Source organism: Micromonospora sp. DT178, assembly GCF_049841695.1.
Lineage (GTDB): Bacteria > Actinomycetota > Actinomycetes > Mycobacteriales > Micromonosporaceae > Micromonospora.
The window spans coordinates 34,416-54,574 of the sequence record NZ_JBNCKV010000006.1 but is presented as its reverse complement, the minus strand read 5'-3'; the positions used below and the strand labels follow the sequence as shown (position 1 = coordinate 54,574).

16 protein-coding genes are annotated in these 20,159 nt (G+C 76.3%); 6 read left to right on the top strand and 10 right to left on the bottom strand.

All coding sequences use genetic code 11. The features are described from left to right. The first annotated feature begins 53 nt into the window (after positions 1-53). Positions 54-413 (top strand): PadR family transcriptional regulator, encoded by a 360-nt coding sequence (locus ACLQ22_RS13220; protein ID WP_425692524.1) that lies wholly within the window; start codon positions 54-56, stop codon positions 411-413. Further along, positions 410-1,432 carry a hypothetical protein gene (locus tag ACLQ22_RS13215; protein WP_425692523.1) on the top strand — a complete coding sequence of 341 codons (1,023 nt, stop codon included), beginning with the start codon at positions 410-412 and terminating at the stop codon, positions 1,430-1,432. The genes ACLQ22_RS13220 and ACLQ22_RS13215 overlap by 4 nt, the downstream gene beginning before the upstream one ends. A 102-nt stretch (positions 1,433-1,534) precedes the next feature. Here the strand turns inward: ACLQ22_RS13215 and ACLQ22_RS13210 are convergent, their stop codons facing one another. The 3 genes from ACLQ22_RS13210 to mptB (ACLQ22_RS13200) form a co-directional block, all read right to left on the bottom strand. Continuing rightward, positions 1,535-2,284 carry a phosphotransferase gene (locus tag ACLQ22_RS13210; RefSeq protein ID WP_425692522.1) on the bottom strand — a complete coding sequence of 250 codons (750 nt, stop codon included), beginning with the start codon at positions 2,282-2,284 and terminating at the stop codon, positions 1,535-1,537. Between the two features lie 216 nt (positions 2,285-2,500). Beyond that, complete coding sequence (gene mptB / locus ACLQ22_RS13205; protein ID WP_425692768.1) at positions 2,501-3,937, bottom strand: polyprenol phosphomannose-dependent alpha 1,6 mannosyltransferase MptB; 1,437 nt, start codon at positions 3,935-3,937, stop codon at positions 2,501-2,503. Positions 3,938-4,086: 149 nt separating this feature from the next. Continuing rightward, positions 4,087-5,487 carry a polyprenol phosphomannose-dependent alpha 1,6 mannosyltransferase MptB gene (gene mptB, locus ACLQ22_RS13200; protein ID WP_425692521.1) on the bottom strand — a complete coding sequence of 467 codons (1,401 nt, stop codon included), beginning with the start codon at positions 5,485-5,487 and terminating at the stop codon, positions 4,087-4,089. Positions 5,488-5,531: 44 nt separating this feature from the next. Between mptB (ACLQ22_RS13200) and ACLQ22_RS13195 the strand changes: the two genes are divergently transcribed. Together ACLQ22_RS13195 and ACLQ22_RS13190 are read left to right on the top strand one after the other, a co-directional pair. Beyond that, positions 5,532-7,241, top strand: coding sequence for a hypothetical protein (locus tag ACLQ22_RS13195; protein ID WP_425692520.1), 1,710 nt, complete (start codon positions 5,532-5,534; stop codon positions 7,239-7,241). A gap of 133 nt (positions 7,242-7,374) precedes the next feature. Beyond that, positions 7,375-8,079 (top strand): SAM-dependent methyltransferase, encoded by a 705-nt coding sequence (locus ACLQ22_RS13190; RefSeq protein ID WP_425692519.1) that lies wholly within the window; start codon positions 7,375-7,377, stop codon positions 8,077-8,079. A gap of 99 nt (positions 8,080-8,178) precedes the next feature. Here ACLQ22_RS13190 and ACLQ22_RS13185 read toward each other — a convergent pair whose 3' ends face one another. Further along, positions 8,179-11,286, bottom strand: a complete 3,108-nt coding sequence (locus ACLQ22_RS13185; protein ID WP_425692518.1) for a bifunctional [glutamine synthetase] adenylyltransferase/[glutamine synthetase]-adenylyl-L-tyrosine phosphorylase — start codon at positions 11,284-11,286, stop codon at positions 8,179-8,181. Next, positions 11,286-12,053 (bottom strand): type 1 glutamine amidotransferase, encoded by a 768-nt coding sequence (locus ACLQ22_RS13180; RefSeq protein ID WP_425692517.1) that lies wholly within the window; start codon positions 12,051-12,053, stop codon positions 11,286-11,288. Before ACLQ22_RS13180 ends, ACLQ22_RS13185 begins: the two co-directional genes overlap by 1 nt. Before the next feature lie 188 nt (positions 12,054-12,241). Between ACLQ22_RS13180 and ACLQ22_RS13175 the strand changes: the two genes are divergently transcribed. Then, positions 12,242-13,117: a S66 peptidase family protein gene (locus ACLQ22_RS13175; RefSeq protein WP_121400899.1), complete on the top strand. Its 876-nt coding sequence runs from the start codon at positions 12,242-12,244 to the stop codon at positions 13,115-13,117. Between the two features lie 162 nt (positions 13,118-13,279). Here the strand turns inward: ACLQ22_RS13175 and ACLQ22_RS13170 are convergent, their stop codons facing one another. Next, positions 13,280-14,170, bottom strand: a complete 891-nt coding sequence (locus ACLQ22_RS13170) for a virginiamycin B lyase family protein (protein ID WP_425692516.1) — start codon at positions 14,168-14,170, stop codon at positions 13,280-13,282. A 208-nt stretch (positions 14,171-14,378) separates the two neighbouring features. Between ACLQ22_RS13170 and ACLQ22_RS13165 the strand changes: the two genes are divergently transcribed. Next, the gene (locus ACLQ22_RS13165) at positions 14,379-14,855 is read left to right on the top strand and encodes a hypothetical protein (RefSeq protein ID WP_425692515.1); all 477 of its coding nucleotides are present in this window, start codon (positions 14,379-14,381) and stop codon (positions 14,853-14,855) included. A gap of 230 nt (positions 14,856-15,085) precedes the next feature. Here the strand turns inward: ACLQ22_RS13165 and ACLQ22_RS13160 are convergent, their stop codons facing one another. The 4 genes from ACLQ22_RS13160 to ACLQ22_RS13145 all read right to left on the bottom strand — a co-directional run bounded on the left by ACLQ22_RS13160 (position 15,086) and on the right by ACLQ22_RS13145 (position 20,125). Then, complete coding sequence (locus ACLQ22_RS13160; protein WP_425692514.1) at positions 15,086-15,463, bottom strand: VOC family protein; 378 nt, start codon at positions 15,461-15,463, stop codon at positions 15,086-15,088. A gap of 106 nt (positions 15,464-15,569) precedes the next feature. Continuing rightward, positions 15,570-18,899, bottom strand: a complete 3,330-nt coding sequence (locus ACLQ22_RS13155) for an NACHT domain-containing protein (protein WP_425692513.1) — start codon at positions 18,897-18,899, stop codon at positions 15,570-15,572. Positions 18,900-18,968: 69 nt separating this feature from the next. Next, positions 18,969-19,664 (bottom strand): helix-turn-helix transcriptional regulator, encoded by a 696-nt coding sequence (locus ACLQ22_RS13150; protein ID WP_425692512.1) that lies wholly within the window; start codon positions 19,662-19,664, stop codon positions 18,969-18,971. 35 nt (positions 19,665-19,699) lie between these two features. After that, positions 19,700-20,125 (bottom strand): DUF350 domain-containing protein, encoded by a 426-nt coding sequence (locus tag ACLQ22_RS13145; RefSeq protein WP_132237322.1) that lies wholly within the window; start codon positions 20,123-20,125, stop codon positions 19,700-19,702. Positions 20,126-20,159 lie beyond the last annotated feature (34 nt).

Genomic DNA, 20,159 nt, shown 5'->3' with positions numbered 1-20,159 from the left:
GCGCGGCGTGTAACGGACACCGGCATACCTTCGTGTCCGTTATATTGCGGGACGTGGACACACCGCTGCGCGAACCCACCTTCCTGATCCTCACCGCGTTGGCCGGCCAGCCGATGCACGGCTACGGCCTGATCCGCGAGGTCACCGCCCTCTCCGACGGGCGCGTGTCGCTGCGGCCGGGCACCCTCTACGGCGCGCTCGACCGGCTGGTCGACGCCGGCCTGGTGGAGGTCGACCGCGAGGAGGTGGTGGACGGCCGGCTGCGCCGCTACTACCGCCTCTCCCCCACCGGCGACGCCACGCTGACCGCCGAGACCGAGCGCATGCGCCGCAACGTCGAGGCGGCCACCGCCCGTCTGCGCGCCCGCGCGACCCGGCCGCTCGCCCCGCGTACCGCTGGGGGGTTGGCATGAGCGGGCTGGAGCGGCGCTACCACCGCCTGCTGCGCGCCTACCCGGCCGACTACCGCCGGGCGCGCGGCGCGGAGATCGTCGGCACGTACCTCGACCTGGCCGGCCCGGAGCGGCGCTGGCCCTCGCCCGCGGACGCCGCGGACCTGCTGCGCGGCGGCCTCCGCCAGCGGCTGCGGGCCGCCGGGGCCGCCGACCTGATCCCGGGCGTACGCCTCGCCGCCGTCCTCGCCTTCTTCACCGCGACCGCCCTGGCGGCGGTCTGGTCGGTGCTGGAACTGCATCCGCCGCGAGCGGAGTGGGGCGTGCCGAGCGCCGGGCCGTTCGTCTCGCTGGGGATCGGCGTGTGGGCCGCCTGGCTGCTCGCCGCGGTGGTGCACGCGGTGGCGCCGGGTCGCTGGACCCGCCGTGCCGTGGCTCTCGCCCTGCTGTTCACCCTCGCGGTCGTGCCTGTCGCCGCCCTCGCCGGCCTGCCCCGACCGCCGCTGTTGGTGCTGCTGCCGCAGATCGGGCTGGGGCTGGTGGCGCTGGGCCTGCCCGCACGGCTGCCGGCGCGGCTCCGGGCGGCGCCCCTGCTCGCCGTCGGCGCCGCCGGCCTCGCGGGTGTCAACCTGCTGCCCCGCAACGACATCGTCGGCCACTACGGCAGCTACTACTACGGCTGGACCGCGGAACAGATTCTGCCCGGCACCGCCGTGGTGCTGCTCGTGGTGGTGCTGCTGCTCGGCACGGGGCTCGCCCTGCGGGCCGACCAGCGGGGCGGCTGGGCGCTGCTGGTGCTGCTGACCCCGGTGGGCCTGCTGTCGCTGCACATCCTGGCCGGAGCGGCGGACGGCCTGCTGAATGGTGCGCCCCGGCCGGGCTGGTCCGCGCTCACCGCGACGGCTGTCGTGGTCGGCCTGGCCGGCCCCGCGCTGCTGCCGCTGACGATCGCCCTGCGCAAGCGCCGGCGCGGACCCAGCCCGGTCGCGACCGGCGACCGCTGCCCGACCTGCGGGCGCACCGCCGAGCGGACCCCTTAGCCGAGCGGCAACGGCACCTGCGGTGGCGAGTGGAACGCCACGGCTGTCATCGGAGGGTTTTGACAACCATGGCGTTCCACCCGCCACCGCCTCGGCGGTCGATCAGCGGAGGGCCGCCTCCCATGCCTCAACGTGGGCGTCGAGGTGGTCGGCGGTCGCCAGCCAGTACGGGCCGTCCTCCGCCCAGATCCGGGCCCACGGCTCGCGCCGCTGCTCCGCGCCCTCGCGCAGCAGGTCGTACATGGCCCGGGCGCGACGACCCAGCAGAGCGGCCAGGGTCGGGCGGGACGCCTCGTCCAGGCGGTAGCCGTCGGCGAAGGCGCGCAGCCGGGCCGCCGACTCGGCCACCGGCCGGTCCGGGCGCAGGCCGGCCATGCTCTGCGCGGCGTACGCGACGTCCCAGAGCCGGGAGCCCGGCGCGGCGGCGTCCCAGTCGATCAGCACCCAGCCCCGGTCCGCCCTAATCAGGTTCCAGGGCGCCACGTCGTTGTGGCACACGAGTTCCTCCCGGTCCGGCGGAATGAGCCGCTGCCACGCCGCCCCGGGCGGCGGGACGAACCCGGCCAGCGCCTCGTGCAGCTCGGCCAGCATCCGGCCGATCGTGAAAAGGTCCTCCGCCGGGTACGTGCCCGACGCCGCGCCGACCTCGCCGGGGACGTACTCCAGCACCTGCCGGCCCCGCGCGTCCCGGCCCAGCGGTCGGGGAGCCCCGGAGAACCCCACCGCGTGCAGGTGCTCCAGCAGGGCGTCCACCGCGTCGCTCCAGGGGCCGACCGGGCGGCGCACGGTGTCGCCGACGCGCACCACGCCGGCGGTGGCGTTGCCCGGCAACGGTTCCTCGGCTGCGCTCATCCCACGATCATGGGCCCACCGGCCGAAGCACACCGCACGGCCCCGCCGGCCGAAGCACGCGGCACGGACCCGCAGGCCGAAGCACACCGGCCCCGCCGGCCGAAGCACGCCGCGCGGCCCCACCGGCCGGAACGCGCGCACGAACCCGCCCGGCAGGGGCGGCGCCGCACGGCCCCGCCACCGCCTACTGCGGCCCCGCCGGCCGGAACGGGCTCCTCAGCCCGGACGCGCACCGGTGCGGCGCAGCCGGAGCAGGCCCCACACCGCCAGCCCGAGCGCCAGCGCGGTCATCGCCAGCGCGCCCGGGGCCTTGGTGAACCGGGCCAGGTTGGTGCCGTCGGGCAGGGCGAGGAAGGCCGCCGCCGCACAGGGCGCCACGAACCAGGTGGTCCGCCTCGCGGCGACCGCGAGCAGCGCCAGCGGCCAGGTGGCGTACCAGGGATGGAAGACCGGGGCCAGCACGACCGTGGCGGCCAGCGCCAGGCCGGCGCCGAGCAGGGCGGCCCGGGGGCGGGCGGCGTCCAGGCGGGCCACCCGCTGCCGGACGTCGTTGAGGCGGCGCAGCCCCGACCAGGCCCGCCACCACAGCGCCGCCACCAGCACCGCGAGCAGCAGCAGCGCCGCCGCGCGGGTCACCGGCACGGCGCCCGGCTCCCGGCCGGCGAGCCCGCCCGCGTAGTCGACGACGAAGCCCACCGCCGTGGGCGGGGACGTCCACTGCTCGGAGTCCCCGCTGCGGGTCAGCCCGCCCACCCAGCCCAGCCCGAGGCCGGACAGCAGCGAGGTGACCGCCACCGCGCCGAGCACCCCGCCGGCCAGCCAGCCGGCGTCGCGCAGCAGCGCCCGGACGGTGTGGCGGCCGCGCACCGCCGCGAGCGCCGCGAACGGGAGCACCACCACGGCGGTCGCCTTCACGGTCACCGCCAGCCCGAGCAGCGCCCCGGCCAGCAGCAGCGGCCCCGGACGGCCGGGGCGGCGGAGGAGCACCAGCAGGCCCAGCATCAGCAGGCCGAGCATCACCGCGTCGTTGTGCGCGCCGGCGATCAGGTGCACCCCGACCAGCGGGCTGGCCAGCGCGAGCCAGGCCGCCCGGCGGGTGGGCACGCCGGCGGCCCGGGCCAGCCCGAGCAGGCAGAGGGCGGCCAGCAGCACCCCGGCGACCGCGAACAGCCGGAACGCCACGATCGCGCCCACCAGGCCGCCGCCGAGGGTCACCGCGAGCGCGGCGAGCAGCACGAAGAACGGCCCGTACGGCGCGGGCGTGTCCCGCCAGATCGGCGCGACCGACTCCACCCAGGGACAGCCGGCCTCGGCGACGCCGGTGGCGTACGGGTCGACGCCGTGCGCGTACGCCCAGCCCTGGCAGGCGTAGGAGTAGACGTCCCGGCTGCCCAGCGGCGGGGCGGCCAGCAGCGGCAGCGCCCACAGCCCGGCGGTCAGGTACGCCCAGCGCGTCGACGGCGCGCCCCGGCGCAGCGCCCACCAGGCGCCGACCAGCAGGGCGGTGCCGACGAGCCACAGCGCGACGGTCGCGGTGGCCGGGACCGGGACCGGGGCGGCCCACGTCCCCCCGCCGGGGCCCGGAACACCGGTGGCCCGGGGCAGCGCGCCGCCGAGCCAGCCGGCGACGGTCAGCAGCACCGCCCCGGCCAGACCGGCGTGGCGGGCGGACCGGGCGGCACCGGGCGACGACGGCGGAGGCCGGAGTGGCGGGCCCTCGGGCGGCGGCGGGAGTCCGGGCGGCGGCGGGGTGCCGGGCGGGACCGGCGAAGCGCCGGGAGCGGTCACCGGCGTCCCTCTCCTCAGTCCACGGCGGCCGGCCGACGGGCCGCCCGGGCCGACCGTACCAAGCGGACCACCACCACGATCACGAACAGCGTCATCAGCGGCGCCCCGACGGTCTTGGTGTACCGGGGCAGCCCCGTGCCGTCGGCGAGCACCAGGAACGACGAGACGATCGCGACGACCGCGAACCACCCGGTGCGCCGGGCCGTGGCCGCGAGCACCGCCAGCGGCCACGTCCAGTACCAGGGGTGGAAGAGCGGGGCGAGCGCGACGGTGGCGGCCAGTGCCAGGCCGGCGTGCCAGATCGGCTCCCGGGTGCGGGCCCGCCACCACAGCCAGAGCAGCACCAGCGCCAGCGCCGCCATGCCGATCCCCCGGGTGGCCGGCAGCGGGTCGCCGTGCCAGCCGAACGGCGCGGCGAGGTAGGCGACGGTCTGCCCCACCGCCGTCGGCGGCGAGGTCCAGGCGATCACCAGGCCGCCCTGCTCCAGCCCGGTCACCCAGCCGAAGCCGAGGCCGGTGGCGAGGGTCGCGCCGACCACGGCGGCGACCGCCCCGCCGACCACCCACCCGCCGTCGCGCATCAGCGCCCTGATCGAGTACGCCCCGACGATCGCGGCCAGCGCCGCGAACGGCACCACGACCAGCGCGGTCACCTTGATCGCGACGGCGAGGCCGAGCAGCACTCCCCCGCCGAGCAGCGGCCCGGGGCGGCCCGGCCGGGACACCACCACGGCCAGCCCGGCGACGAGCAGCCCCACCATCAGCGCGTCGTTGTGCGCCCCCGAGACCAGGTGCACCCCGATCAGCGGCGAGCCCAGCGCCAGCCAGACCGCCCGGCCGGCCGGTACGCCGCAGCGGCGGGCCAGCACCGGCAGGCAGGCCGCGGTCAGCCCCACTCCGGCCAGGGCGAGCAGCCGGAACAGCACGATGCTGCCGACCAGCGACCCGGTCGCCTTCACCACCGCCCCGGCGAGCAGCACGAACAGGGGACCGTACGGCGCCGAGGTGTCCCGCCAGATGTAGGAGATGGTGTCCAGCCACGGGCACGGCAGCGCCGAGACACCCTGCTCGTACGGGTTGAGACCGGCGGAGTAGCTGGCCCCCTGGCAGGCGTACGCGTACACGTCCCGGCTGCCCAGCGGCGGCGTGAGGAGCAGCGGCAGCAGCCAGAGCCCGACGGTGACCAGCGCCCAGCGGGTCGACGGCACGCGGTCGCGCAGCGCCCACCAGGCGTACGCCATCGCGCCCGTGCCGACCGCCCAGGTGGCGATGATCAGCGGGCCGTACGGACCCTGCCAGATGCTGACCGGGGTGGGGCGCAGATCGCCGTCGGGGAACGCGCCGCCGAGAAATGCGGCCACGGCGAGCAGCGTCGAGCCGGCGAGGCCGAGCCAGCGCGCGAGGTGGTGAGGCACGCCCGACATGCTGCCAGTACGGTGGTCGCGGTACGGAGGTGGGCATGCGGCGCAGTCGGGTGGTGGCGGTGGCCGCCGTCTCCGCCGTGCTCCTCGGCGTGGCCCACGTCGCCCTCCCGCCGACCGGCTCCGACCTCGCCGCGCAGGTCGCGCGCGCCGACTTCTTCGCCGCGCACGGCCTCGCCCCAGTGGACCTGCGCTGGTACGGCGGCGTGCAGCAGTTCGGCTACAGCCTGCTCTCGCAGCCGGTGATGGCGCTGCTCGGGGTGCGGGTCACCGGCGCGCTGGCCCTGGTGGCGGCGGCGACCGCGTTCGCGGCGCTGCTGGTGCGTACCGGGGTGCCCCGCCCGCTGCTCGGCAGCCTCGTCGGGGTGCTCACCATCGCCGGCAACCTGGTCTCGGGCCGGGTGACGTACGGCCTCGGGGTGGCCTTCGGCCTCGGCGCGCTGCTCGCCCTCACCCTCGGCCCGGCGGCCCCCACGGAGGCCCGGCCGGCTGGACCGCCCGGCGCGGGCCCGCACGGGCGGGCGGGGCGCCGGCGGCTCGTTCGGCTCGGGTTGGCGGCGGCCGGTGCGCTGCTGGCCTCGGCGACGAGCCCGGTCGCGGGCCTCTTCGTCGGCCTGGCCGGGGCGGCGCTCCTGCTGACCCGCCGGTACGCCGACGGGCTGGTGCTCGGTGTCGCCGCCGCGCTGCCGCTCGGGCTGACCGCCCTGCTCTTCGGTGACGGCGGCTGGATGAACATCAGCCGCACCGACACGGTCCGCGCCGTGCTGACCAGCCTGCTCGTGGCCGCGCTCGTGGGCTACCGGCCGGTGCGGGTCGGGGCGTTGCTCTCGGCGGCCGGGGTGCTGGCGGCGGCGCTGGTGCACACCCCGGTCGGGCTGAACGCCACCCGGCTGGCCGTCATGTTCGCGCTGCCCCTGCTGGCCGCCGCCGCCCGCCCCCCGGCCCGGCCGACCGCGTGGCTCGGCCGGTTGACGGCGTGGCTCGGCCGGACCGGCGCGTCGTCCGCCGCGCGGCCCGCCGGGACCATGCGGACCGGAGTCGCGGGCGGCATGCGGGTCCGGGGTGGCGTCGCGCTGGCCGCGCTGCTGGCGGCGGTGTGCTGGTGGCAGCCGCCGGTGCCCCCCGCCGACCTGCGCAGCGTCGACGACCCGACCAGCCGGGCGGCCTACTTCGCGCCGCTGCGGGCGTTCCTCGACGGGCAGCGGCTCACCGGCCGGGTGGAGGTGCCGCCGACCCGCAACTACTGGGAGGCGGCGAGGTTGGGCGAGGTGCCCCTGGCCCGGGGCTGGCTGCGGCAGGCCGACATCGACCGCAACCCGCTCTTCTTCACCACCGTGCCGGGGGCCGCGGGCACCGGGGTGCCACTGACCGCCGCGAGCTACCGGGACTGGCTCACCGACAACGCGGTGCAGTTCGTCGCGGTGCCGGACGCCCCGCTGTCCTGGGTGGGGCGGGCCGAGGCCGAGCTGGTCGCGGGCGGGCTGCCCTACCTGACGCCCGTCTGGTCCGGCCCGCACTGGCGGGTCTGGGCGGTGACGGACCCGGCCCCGATCGTCGGGGCGCCGGCCGAGCTGGTCGCGCACGACGGCGCCTCGGTGACGTTCCGGGCGCCGGCCGCCGGCACGGTGCCGGTCCGGGTGCGGCACAGCCGCTGGCTGACCGCCTCGGGCGGGGCCACGGTCGCCGCCGCCGGCGACTGGACGGCGGTGACCGTGCCGCGCGCCGGGCAGTACCGGCTCGGCAGCTGACCAGTCACCCACCTGCACCACCGGGGACGGCGGCCCACCTTTTGCCGATCCGGCAACATTCTTTGCTCCCACGCCGCCGCCGCGTCACGATCGACGTGGCAGGTACGCAGGCAGCGCAGCAGGAGGACGAGACGTGCACCACGACGCGACGACCGGCGGGCATCGGCACGACGACACCAGGGCGGCCACCGGACACGACGGGCGGCACCCGGACGTGGACGAGGAGACCGCGCGGTTCTGGGAGGAGCACTACGGGCGGCACGAGCGGGTCTGGAGCGGCCGGGCGAACCCGATCCTGGTCGACGTCGCCGGCTCGCTGCCGGCCGGCACCGCGCTGGACCTCGGCTGCGGTGAGGGCGGCGACGCGGTCTGGCTGGCCGGGCGGGGCTGGCGGGTGACCGCCGTCGACGTCTCCGAGACCGCCCTCGCCCGGGCGGCCGAGGAGGCGACCGCCGCCGGGGTCGCCTCCCGCATCGAGTTCCGCCGGCACGACCTCACCCGGACCTTCCCGCCCGGCGGGTACGACCTGGTCTCCGCGCAGTTCCTCCAGTCGCCGCTGGAGTTCCCCCGGGCGGAGCTGCTGCGGTCGGCGGCCCGGGCCGTGGCCCCCGGCGGCCGGCTGCTCGTCGTCGAGCACGGCGAGGCCCCGCCGTGGGGGCGGCACGACCACGCGCACGCCCGCTTCTCCACCCCGCAGGAGACCCTGGCCGCGCTCGACCTCGACCCCGACCGGTGGGACACCGAGCGGCTCGACGCCCCGCGCCGGCAGGCCACCGGCCCGAACGGCGAGACCGGCGAGCTGGTCGACCACGTGGTGCTGGTGCACCGCCGCGTCTGAGCTCCGCGCCGGCGGCGGGACCCGGCCCACCCCGCCCCGGAGCCGACCGGCGGGGCGAGCGCCCCGACCCGGTCGGGCCCGCTCGGCCGGGCGGCGGGCTCAGGAGTCGAGCACCCGTTCCATCGCTGCCCGGGAGCGGCGGCCGGTGCGCAGGTACTCGTCGAGGAACTCGCCGGGGTCGTCCCGGCCGAGCAGCCGGACCACCCCGGCAAGCTCGACGCCGTGCCGGGGCAGCTGGTCGCCCTCCCGGCCGCGGACCAGCATCAGCGCGTTGCGGACCTGCGCGGCCAGCGTCCAGCCGGCCGCCATCTCGACGGCGTCCGTCGGATCGACCAGGCCCGCGTCCCGGGCCGCCGCGAGGGCGTCGAGCGTACGCGTGCCGCGCAGCGCCGGGATCGCCCCCGCGTGTCGGAGCTGGAGCAACTGCACGGCCCACTCGACGTCGGCGAGGCCACCCCGGCCGAGCTTGGTGTGGGTGGTCGGGTCGGCGCCCCGGGGCAGCCGCTCGTGCTCCACCCGCGCCTTGATCCGGCGGATCTCCACCACCTGCTCGCGGGTCAGCCCCTCCGCCGGGTAGCGCACCGGGTCGACCATCGCCGCGAACTCGGCGCCGAGGTCGGCGTCGCCGCAGACGAACCGGGCGCGCAGCAGCGCCTGCGCCTCCCACACCTTCGACCAGCGGGCGTAGTACTGCGCGTAGGCGGCGAGGCTGCGCACCAGCGGACCCTGCCGGCCCTCCGGACGCAGGTCGGCGTCGACGCCGAGCGGCGGGTCGGGCGCGGGCATGCCGAGCAGCCGGCGCAGCTCCTCGGCGATCGCACGGGCGGCGCCGGCCGCGCCGTCGCCCGCACCGGCCGGCGCGTCGTAGACGAAGAGCACGTCGGCGTCGGAGAGGTAGTTCGACTCGTACCCGCCGAGCCGGCCCATGCCGATGACGGCGAAGCGCAGCCCCGGCACGGGCGGCTGGGCCGCGCGGGCGGCCCGCAGCGCGGCGGCCAGGGTGGCGTCCGTGACGTCCGCCAGGGCGGTGCCGACGGCGGTCACGTCGGCCAGGCCCAGCGCCGCGCGCCCGCCGTCGGGTCGGGGCGGCGACGGGGCCAGCGAGCCGGCCCGGCTCAGCAGGTCGGCGCAGGCGATCCGGACCAGTTCCCGGCGGCGCAGCGCGCGGATGGCCCGGGTGGCCTCGACCGGGTCGGCGTGCCGGGCCGCGGCGGCGGCGAAGCCCTCGCAGAGGACCGCGCTGGGCCGGGGGGTCAGTTCGCTCTCCTCGGCCAGCAGCCGCAGCGCCTCCGGCTCGCGGGCCAGCAGGTCGGCGGCGTACCGGGAGGAGGAGAGCACCCGGGCCAGCCGGCGGGCCACCGGCCCGGAGTCGCGCAGCAGGCGCAGGTACCAGGGGGTGCTACCGAGCTTGTCGGAGACCTGCCGGTAGTTGAGCAGGCCGCGGTCCGGCTCGGGGGCGTCGGCGAACTCGCTGAGCAGCACCGGCAGCAGGGTGCGCTGGATGGCGGCGGTGCGGCTCACCCCGCCGGTGAGGGCCTGGAGGTGACGCAGCGCCCCGGCCGGGTCGGCGAAGCCGAGGATCTCCAGCCGGTGCCGGGCCGCCTCGGGGGTCAGCCGCAGCCCGTCGGCCGGCACCCGGGCCACCGACTCCAGCAGCGGCCGGTAGAGCAGCTTGGCGTGCAGGCGGCGTACCTCGGCGGCGTGGGTGACCCACTCGGCGCGGAACTCCTCGACGGCGCTGCGGCCCGGCGTGGCGGTGTGGCCCAGCGCGGCGGCCAGCCAGCGCAGCGCGGCCGGCTCGGTCGGCACGGTGTGGGTGCGGCGCAGGCCCTGGAGCTGGAGGCGGTGCTCGACGCCGCGCAGGAAGCGGTAGCCGCGCAGCAGCGCCTCGCCGTCGGCCCGGCCGACGTAGCCGCCGGCGACCAGCGCGCGCAGCGCCGGGATGGTGCCGGGCACCCGCAGCGACTCGTCGCCCCGGCCGTGCACCAGTTGCAGCAGCTGCACGGCGAACTCGATGTCGCGCAATCCACCAGGGCCGCGCTTGATCTCGCGCTCCAGCTCCTTCGGCGGGATGTTGTCGATGATCTTGCGCCGCATGGCGCGCACGTCCTCGACCGCCTCGGGCCGCTCGGCGGCCCGCCACACCAGCGGGGCGAGCTGGTCGATCCACTCCCGGCCCAGCGTCAGGTCGCCGGCCGCCGGCCGCGCCTTGAGCAGCGCCTGGAACTCCCAGGTGCGCGCCCAGCGCCGGTAGTAGGCGAGGTGGCTGGCCAGCGTCCGCACCAGCGGCCCCCGGTTGCCCTCCGGACGCAGGGCCGCGTCGACCGGCCAGGCGACCAGCCCGCAGACGTGGATCAGCCGGGTGGCGACCGTGGTGGCCGCGGCCAGGTCGTCGTCCTCGGCGGCCACGAAGATCACGTCGACGTCGGAGACGTAGTTCAGCTCGTCGCCGCCGCACTTGCCCATCGCCACGACGGCGAGCCGGGGCCGGGGGGTGCCCTCCGGCAGCTCGCCGACCGCGATCTCGTACGCCGCCGCCAGGGTCGCGTCGGCCAGCGCGGAGAGCGCGGCCATGGTCTGCTCCAGGCCCCGGCCGCCGGTCAGGTCGGCCGCCGCGATCCGCAACAGCGCCAGCCGGTACGCCCTGCGCAGCACCGCCACCGGCTGCCCGTCGCCGGACAGGTCGAGCCGTCCCTCGGCGGTCGGCGCCAGCCCGTCCGGGGCGGTGCGCAGGGCCGGCCACTGATCGGAGTTGGCGACCAGGTGGTCGCCGAGCGCGGAGGAGGCGCCGAGGACGGCGACCAGCCGCCGGCGCAGGCCGGGATCGTCGGCGAGCGCCGCCAGCAGCGCCGACGCGGCCTGCTCCGGGGCGGTGCGGCGCTCGGCCTCGACCGGCCTCCCGGGGCGGGCCTCTCCCCTGGCGGCCGTGCGGCGGCCCGTGGCGGGGCCGGTGCCGCTCGCCGCGGTGCGGCGCTCGGCCTCGACGATGCGGTGCAGCTGGCGCAGCGCCAGGTCCGGATCGGCGGCCCGGGAGAGCGCGGCGAGCAGCTCCGCCGCGCGGTCGTCGGTGGGTTCCTGCACGTCCGGCCGCCACAGCCCCAGCCCGTCCGGGCCGAGCAGGTCGGCGGCACGGGTGGCGCCGGCACCGCCGTCGGTGCCGAAGCCGTAGCGGGCGAGCCGTCCCGCGGCCCTGACCGGCCGGCTCATCACTGCCCGAGCAGGGGCAGGCTGCGACGGGACGCGGCGTCGTCCAGCTCGCCTAGGGCCAGCGCGGCGAACCGGGCCGCGAACGGCTGCCAGACCTCCTCGACGTCGACCATCACGTCGTGGCAGGCCGCCACCACCAGGTCGGGGTCGTAACCCAGCTCGGCCAGCAGCCTCGAGTCGGCGGCCCAGTCGGCGATCATTGCGGTGTCGCACTCGATGTGGAACTGCAACCCCCAGGCCCGGTCGCCGAGGCGGAACGCCTGGTGGGGGTAGCGGGTGGAGGCCGCCAGCAGGGTGGCGCCGCGGGGCAGCTCGGTGATCTCGTCGGAGTGCCACTGGAACACGTCGGGGATCAGCGGGACGTAACGGAACAGCGGGTCGGTGTCGGCGGCGTCCCGCTTGCCGACCACGCAGGGGCCGACCTCCGGGCCGCTCGGGCTGCGCACGACCTCGCCGGCGTGCGCGGTGGCCAGCAACTGCGCGCCGAGGCAGATGCCCAGGGTCGGCACCCGGTGCCGGACGGCCTTGCGCAGCAGCCCCTCCACCGCCGGGAGCCAGGGCGCGGCCGGCGACCCGTCCGGCAGCGGGTACGGCGGCAGCCCGCCGCCGAGCACCACCAGCGCGGCGTACCCCTCCAGGTCGGCGGGGATCTCGTCACCGGCGTGGGCGCGGACCACCCACAGGTCGAGGCCCGCCTCGGTCAGCCACTCACCCAGCCGGCGGACGTCGTCGGTCGGGTCATTTTCGATCACCAACGCGGTAGCCACGACGTCGAGGCTAGCCGGTGGCCCGGACCGACCCCGGAACGCCTCCACCGGCGCGGCGGCGACGGGTGACCCGGTGCGTGCCCGCCGCCGCACGTACGCGACTAGGCTCTGCCGCTGTGTCCGACCCCGCCCGCACGACTCCCGCCACCGCCGTACGACCGCCGGCGCTGCGCCCCGGCGACACGGTGATGCTGGTGTCGCCGTCCGGGCCGACCCGGCCGGAACGGGTGGCCCGGGGCGTCGAGCTGCTCACCGGCTGGGGACTGCGGCCGGTGCTGGCGCCGAACGCGTACGCCCGGCAGGGCTACCTCGCCGGCGCGGACGAACTGCGCGCCGCCGACCTGAACGCCGCGTTCGCCGATCCCGAGGTGCGCGGGGTGATCTGCACCCGGGGCGGCTACGGCGCGCAGCGGATCGTCGACGCGATCGACATGGCCGCCGTACGCCGCGACCCGAAGGTGGTCGCCGGGTTCTCCGACATCACGGCATTGCAGTTCGCCCTCTGGCGGGGCGCCCGGCTGGCCGGCGTGCACGGCCCGGGGGCGGCCTGGCTGGACGAGCGCACGCCGCTGCGCTCGGCCGAGTCGCTGCACGCCGCCCTGATGACCACCGAGCCGGTCGCGGTGAGCGCCGTCGCCGAGGAGGAGACCTTCGCGGTACGCGTGCCCGGCCGGGCCACCGGCCCGCTGCTGGGCGGCAACCTCTGCCTGGTCGTGGCGTCGCTGGGCACCCCGGACATGCCGGACCTGACCGGCGCGATCCTGCTCGTCGAGGACGTCCAGGAGCCGCCCTACAAGGTCGACCGGATGCTCACCCAGCTCCGCCGCGCCGGTGCCCTCGACGGGCTGGCGGGGGTCGCGGTGGGCCAGTTCACCGACTGCGCGGACGGCTGGTCGGTCGGCGTCGCCGACGTGCTCTCCGAGCGCCTCGGCGACCTCGGGGTGCCCGTCCTCGGCGGCCTCCCGATCGGTCACGGCCCCGGCCAGCTCACCGTCCCCGTGGGCACCGAGGCCACCCTCGACACGGAAACCGGCACCCTAACGGTCACCCCCGCCGTCCGCTGACCCCTGCACTCCGTCCCGCGCCCCCCGTGCCCCCCGCGCCCCGCGCCCCGCGTGCCCGCGTGCCCGCGTGCCCCGGGCGATCATGGGGTTGGCGGCAGCGATACCGACATTCCGCACCGCCAACCTCATGATCACCGGGGTCAAGGCCCCCCCGGGCCGGGGTCAGGGGCCGGGGGTCAGGTGGGCGAGGGCGCCCGTTTCCAGGGCGGCCCAGACCGTGGCGTCCGGGGCGACCGTGAGGCCGTGGGGTTCGGAGGCCGGGGTCGGCAGGTCGTGGGTGGTGATCGCGCCGCCCGGGGCGACGTGGCCGATGCGGTTGCCGCCCCACTCGGTGTACCAGCAGCCGCCGGCCGGGTCGGCGACGATCGCGTGCGGCCGGGCGGACCGGTCCGGCAGCGGGTACTCGGTGATCCGCCCGTCCGGGGTGATCCGGCCGAGCTGACCGGCGCCGATCTCGACGAACCAGAGCGCCCCGTCGACGCCGGCGGTGATGCCGACCGGCGCGGCCCCCTCGGTCGGCAGCGCGTGCAGGGTCACCGCGCCGTCCATGCCGATCCGGCCCACCGCGTTCGCCTGGTTGAGCGTGAACCAGACGGCCTCGTCCGGCCCGGCGGCGACCATCGAGGCGAAGCCGCCGCTCACCGGCAGCGGGAACCGCGTCTGCTCCCCGTCGACGGTCACCCGGCCGATCGCGTCGGCGCTCATGGCCGCGTACCAGAGGGCGCCGTCGGGACCGGCGGCGATGCCGCAGGGGCCGGTCCCGGCCGGAAGCTCGACGGCGCTCAGCTCGCCGTCGGTGGTGATCCGGCCGATCCGGTCGTCGCCGGAGCGGGTGAACCAGAGGGCGCCGTCGGGGCCCGGCGTGATGATCAGCGGTCGGCTGTCGGCCGCCACCGACCAGGTGCGCAGCTCGCCGCCCGCGTCCACCCGGGCGATGCCGCCGGCGTGAACCAGCGTCAGCCAGAGCGCGCCGTCGGGGCCGACCGTTATGCCGTACGGGCCGCCGCCCGCCCCGGTCAGCGGGACTTCCCTGATCTTCACGGACGTCGTCACGAGGGTCACCTTCCGTCACCTGCTCCGCCCCGGCGGGGCCCTGCCGACCGCATACCCTCGCCGCCCGCGCACGCCGATGCAACCCGTTTGTCCGGTCGGGCGGCCCGGATTGCCAGCTCGCTGACAGGGTCGCCACGGCATCCCCTCAGTCCTGCCGGTCACTGTCGGTGAGGTCATCGCACCACCCATCGACGAGCTGGAGGACGACATGCCCCGCACCACGAGGAAGAAGCACCTGCTGGCCGGGCTGGCCGCGGCCGGCGTACTCGGCGTGGGCCTCGCCGCCCCGACGGTCGCGTTCGCCGCGGACGGCGACACCCCGACGCCGGGCGCCAGCACCGGCGCCGCCGAGGACGGCGACCGCCAGCAGCAGCGGGCCGACCGGCAGGCGGAGTTCGCCGAGAAGCTGGCCGCGGAGCTGGGCGTCGACACCGACAAGGTGACGGCCGCGCTGGAGAAGCTGCGCGCGGAGCACAAGCCGGCCGACCGGCCCGAGAAGGGCGACCGGCCCGGCAAGGGCGACCCCGCCGACCGGCAGGCCGCGATGAAGGAGCGCCTGGCGCAGGCCGTCGAGGACGGCAAGCTCACCCAGGAGCAGGCCGACGCCGTCACCGCCGCCGCCGAGGCAGGCGTCCTGCCCGGCCCGGGCGGCCGGGGCGGCCACGGGGGACCGGCCGGCAAGTGACGTACGCCGTCCGCCCCGGCGACCCGGCCGGGGCGGACGGCGCCACCGCCCGCGGTGGCGGCCGGGCCCTTCCTGGCCGTGCCGTCGTCCGCGTCGGGCTGGGACGTCGACCGTCAGGCGTACGTCGACGGCACCACCGGCGGACGGCGCGGCCGGTCAGGCGGCGCGGCCGGTCAGGCGGCGCGGCCGGTCAGGCGGCGCGGCCGGTCAGGCGGCGCGGCCGGCGAGGCTCAGGCCCCCGGCGGCGGGGCGTAGACGCCGAAGTGGTTGCCGGCCGGGTCGGCCAGGTGGGCGAAGGTGAGCCCGTTGTCGTTGGACTTCGGCGGCACCAGCACCTTGCCGCCCGCCGCCTCCGCCCGCCGGACGGCGTCGGCCACGTCGGCCACCTGCACGTAGAAGATCGCGTAGTTCGGGCTCGCCCCGCCGGTGTCCCGGACCGCCCCCTGAATGGATCCCTCCGGTCCCGGCTCCGCCACCCGGTACGACGCCTCCGGCGTCCCCTGCTCGCTGAACGCCCAGCCGAACAGGTCGGTGTAAAAGCGCCCGGTCTCCTCCGGCCGGTCGGTGCCGACCTCGAACCAGTTGACCCCGCTGCTGATCGTGGACATGTGTCGCCTCCCGTTCGCACGCCGGCCGTCCGGCCGGCGCCGTCAGGAGTCAGCCTCCGCCCCGTCCGCGACACCGTCCTGTCGGTGTTTCCGACGGAACCGACCGTTACCCGGTCGGTTCGGTGAGCGGACGCAACCGGTCGACCAGGTCGGGGCGGCGGGAACCGTGCCGGGTGTGGAAGCTCTCCACCTCGGCCACCGACACGGGATACCGCCGCACGCCCGCCTCGTAGGTGCGGGCCACCAGCTCTGCGGTGTCGATGCTCAGCCAGTCGAGCCGACGGCCGCCGGCGGCGGCGAACCACTGCGCGCCGGCGATCAGGCCGTCGACCTGCTCACCGAGCCCGAGGTCGGTCTGCGGGTCGCGGCCGAGGAAGGCAAGGACGCAGCGGGCCGCCGACGTCAGCAGGGAGCCGACGATCGTCGCGTCCCGTTGGAGACGACGCAGCACATCGACGACGAACTCGCCGGACAACTCGTGGTCGGTCGAGATCCGATCCAGTACGAACCTCGCCACCGGCGGCTGCGGTACTTCGTCCTCCTCGTCCACCGTGGCCAGCAGGCGTTCGTAGGCCCGTTCCCGCTGCGGAACCTTCGCGCCGAGGATCGGAAGGACCGACACCTCGAGCAGGAGCCGGGCTTCCGAGCGGTCGCCGTCCGCGAACGTCCAGAAGCCGTCGAGCGTATCGAGCGGATCGCCCAGCGGTCCCAGCGCGTGCAGCGCCGTGTCGAGGTCCGGGTCGCACTCGAAGTGCGCGGTCCGGGCGAGCCGGGCAAAGTCGGTTTCGGTCGTCAGGTAGTAGCTCGCCGCGTCCTCCGCGGGGCTGTCGTCCTTGGAGCCAACGATGAACCAGCAAGGATCGTCCGCCGGCGGCGGTGACTCGTCCCGGCCTTCCCCGAGAGAGAGGACGAGATCCCGTCGGGTCCCGGTCCACGTCCGGCTGACCCGCACGACGCTCAGGAGGCTGTCGTACTCGCCGTGGTTGAGCTGGGAACGCCAGAAGAGAGCCTGTCGGTTCCACCCGGACACCCCGTCGCCGCTGTCCGGATGGAGTTGGGCCCCCCGCAGCTGCCCGCTCGCGGCGAGCAGCAGCACGAGCAGGTTCACGCCGTACACCGCGTGGCGTGCCGGAACCGACAACTGCCGAGGCTCATACGACTCGAAGTGCCGAGCCGGTCGCCGACCAGGCGCCGCCCGGAACAGCCGCAGCAGCATGTCGACCAGGGCGTCCCGCCGGCTTTCCCCCCACGACGTCAGGATCTCGACAAGGAAGGCGACGATCGGGGTGCGTCCGGTCAGTGTCGCGAAGGACAGCAGGGCGTGGAGCGGGTCGTCGTCCGGCGGCGTGGCTCCCAGCAGGGCGCTCGCCTCCCGGGCCGCCAGGTCGTCCAGCACCAGCGCGGTCGTCCGGGCGATCAGGAACTCACCGAAGGTGGCGTGCAGGAACTCGTAGGTGCTGGCCCGGGTCTCGTCTCGCATCGCCTGTGAGCGGTGCACGAAGAAGAAGCGGCCCAGGACGATCTCGGCAGGTCGCAGCGGGGTACGCAGGTGTCCGTCGGTCGCGACGGCCGCCGGACGGCTGCCCAGGAACGGCAGCGCGGCGAGATCCGACTCGAAGTCGTTCTCGGTGACCCACTGGACGCCCCGGTTGAACATGCCGAACGCCACGATCGACAACCTGCGCAGCTCGTCCTCCGTCGCCCGGTCCAGGTCCCGCTCGGACAGGCCGGGCCGGTGCTTCATGACCTCCCGGCGGGCGAAGCTGCGCAGCAGGCGCTCGTAGAGCTCGCCCCGGCGCAGCTCGCCGGCCGATCGCAGGTCGTTGCCCTCGGCGTCGTAGAGCGCCAGCATCAGCAGCAACAGCGGCTGTTCGGCCAGCTCACGGTGGGCCAGCACCGTCGCCGGCTCCAGCGGCTGCACGCCGAGCGCGCGGAACGCCCCGTCGTTGACCCGGTTCCAGGTGGCAGTCCAGGCCCGTACCCGCTCGCCGTCGAACGGCTCCAGCCGGACCGCCACCGTGCCGGGCGGCGGCTGCGCCCGGTCCGCGACGCTGGTGCGGCTGGTCACCAGCACCGCCACCGGCCGCCCCTGGTCGGCCTCGCGCCGCTGGAAGGCCGCCACCCGGCGCAGGTAGTCGGTCTGGTTGACCCCGGTGGCCTGGAGCAGCTCGTCGAAGCCGTCGAGCAGCACGACCGGCAGCGCGTCACGGGCCGACCTGGACAGGCCGGGCCAGTCCACCCGCTCGCCGGTGTCGTTGCGGACCGCCTGCTCGATCTGGTCCTGGAGCTCCCCGGCGGCGTAGACGTCCCGCAGCACCACCCGCACCACCATGAAGTCGGCGGCCGGCAGCTGCGCGGCGAGGACCCGGGTCAGCACCGACTTGCCGGAGCCCGGCTGGCCGAGCACCAGCAGCGGGGCGCGGGTGGCGTTCGGCGAGGTGAGGTGCACGACCAGGGACTGCCACAGGTCGTCACGCAGCCTCCGCCCGTCCCACCACGCCTCGTCACTCGGTCGCGCGTGGGCGGGCAACTCCTCGATCCGACACAGCGGTGGCACGTACGCCTGGCCGAGCGTCGGCACCGTGAGCCCGGTCGGCACGTCCCCGGACGAGATGATGGGCCGTCCCAACTCGCCCGTGTACGCCGCGGCGAGCGCCGCCCGGCGGTCGTCGGGCGGGCGTCCCGTGGAGAGGGCGAGAAGGGTCCGCCGCATCTCGTCCAGCCCCACCGAGAGGGCACGGACCTGCGTCCGGGTCGCCTCGTGCTCGTACAGACCGATCCAGAACGACACCTCGACGAAGTCCACCGCAAGCTGGGTCAGCAGATCGCGGTGCCGGTCGACGGCGGCGCGGGGCAGCCCGAGCAGTCCCTCCTCCGTCGCCTGCCGCCGCCACCCGTCGGCGGCCTCCCACACCGCCAGGCCGCGCAGGAGGTGCAGCAGCCGGCCGACGAGACCGTCGTAGTAGGCGACCAGGGCATGACGGAACGCGGGATAGGGCAGTTGCGGACCGGGCAGCGGCGCCGCGGTGGCAAAGAACGCGTCGGTGAGGGCCGCCTCGTGCACCGCTCCTGAGCCGGCCAACGACAACTGCTCGGCCTTGCTGATCCGGGCGCTCGCCACGTCGAAGGGCAGGTCGATCTCGCCCAGCACCTCGAAGAAGGCGGTCACCGCGACGACGGCGTGCGCCGCCTCCAGGCGCTGCGTGCGGCCGTACCGGGACAGCCCGGAGCGCTTCTCGGACACGCCGCGCACCAGTTCGTGGCCGAGCCGGACGAACTCCGCCTTCGCGTCGAAGATGCCCAACGCGTCCGGCGCGCCGGCTGCGGAGGCACCGAGCAGCGACCAGCCGGTCAGCTTGTCGAACCAGTCGACGAGCTTGCTCTTCTCCCCGCCCAACAGGCGTACGGCGTCGGCGTAGCTGAGCGCGTCGGGCACGTGGTGACCTCCTGCGGAACATACGGAAGAGACAGCATGCCGTGCACGGGAGGGCCGCGCTGTCCCGTGTCAGACCAGGCTGAGCCGGCGGACCCGCTCCGTGGGGATGTCGATGTCGTCGGCGGCCAGCTCGCGCTCCGGCACCCGCTCGGCCAGGGCGGTGACCGAGGTGATCCGGTCGACGCGGAAGGCCCGGATGCCGTCGCGCAGCCGGCACCAGCCCAGCAGATACCAGTGCCGGGGGTTGCCGAGGTAGCCCAGCGGCTCCACGTCACGCAGCGAGCCGGCGCCCGCGCGGTCGGCGTAGCGGATGCGCAGCACGCGCCGCGCGCGCACCGCGTCGGCGACGGCGGCCGGGACGGGCGTCACCGGCCCGTCGCCGATCAGGTGCACCCGGGCGGCGAGCCGGTGCGCCTCGGCGGCGTCGGCGGCGGGCATCACGGACATCAGCTTGCGCAGGGCGGTGCCGGCCGCGGCGGCGAACGGGGTGCCGCGCATCCGGTGCAGGGCCACCGCCATGGCGACCGCCTCGACGGGGGTGAGGTTGACCGGCGGCAGGGTGCGTGCCCGGTCGAGCGCGTAGCCGCCGGTGCGGCCCGGCTCGGCCCAGATCGGCACACCCGACTCCTGGAGGGCGCCGATGTCCCGCTCGATGGTGCGGGTGCTCACCTCGAAGCGGTCGGCGAGCCAGCGGGCGCTGCGCGGCCGTGGCGACACGGCGCGCAGCTCCTCGACCAGGGCGTAGAGACGGTCCGTCCGGTTCACCCCCGCAACCTACGACGGGGGTGTGACGGAGCGGCTCAGGCGATGCAGGCGCAGACGATCAGCGCGGCGCCGAAGTGCGTGGCGGCGCTGACCCGCGCCGCCGGGTGCGGCTCGTCCGAGCAGATGATCTCGCCGAGCTTGCCGGGGGTGAGCAGGTCCAGCACGAAGAACGCCAGCGCCATGATGACCAGCCCGACCAGGCCGAAGACGAGGGTCGAGGCGAGGCCCTTGGCGAAGTCGCTGTAGCTGGTCAGGATCGCGGTGAACACGATCCCGGCGATGCCGAGCTGGTTGGCGGCGAGCAGCAGCGCGGCGTTGCCGTTGCGCCGCACCCAGATCAGCTCCCGCAACCTGCCCGGGGTGAGCATGTCGACCAGCCCGAACCCGGCCGCCATCAGGGCCACCCCGACGACCCCGAACACCACGCTCTGCCAGGCTCCGCTGAGCAGGTCTTCCAGCACCGACTGCCTCCCGAACTCTGCGCCCGGCGGGGAT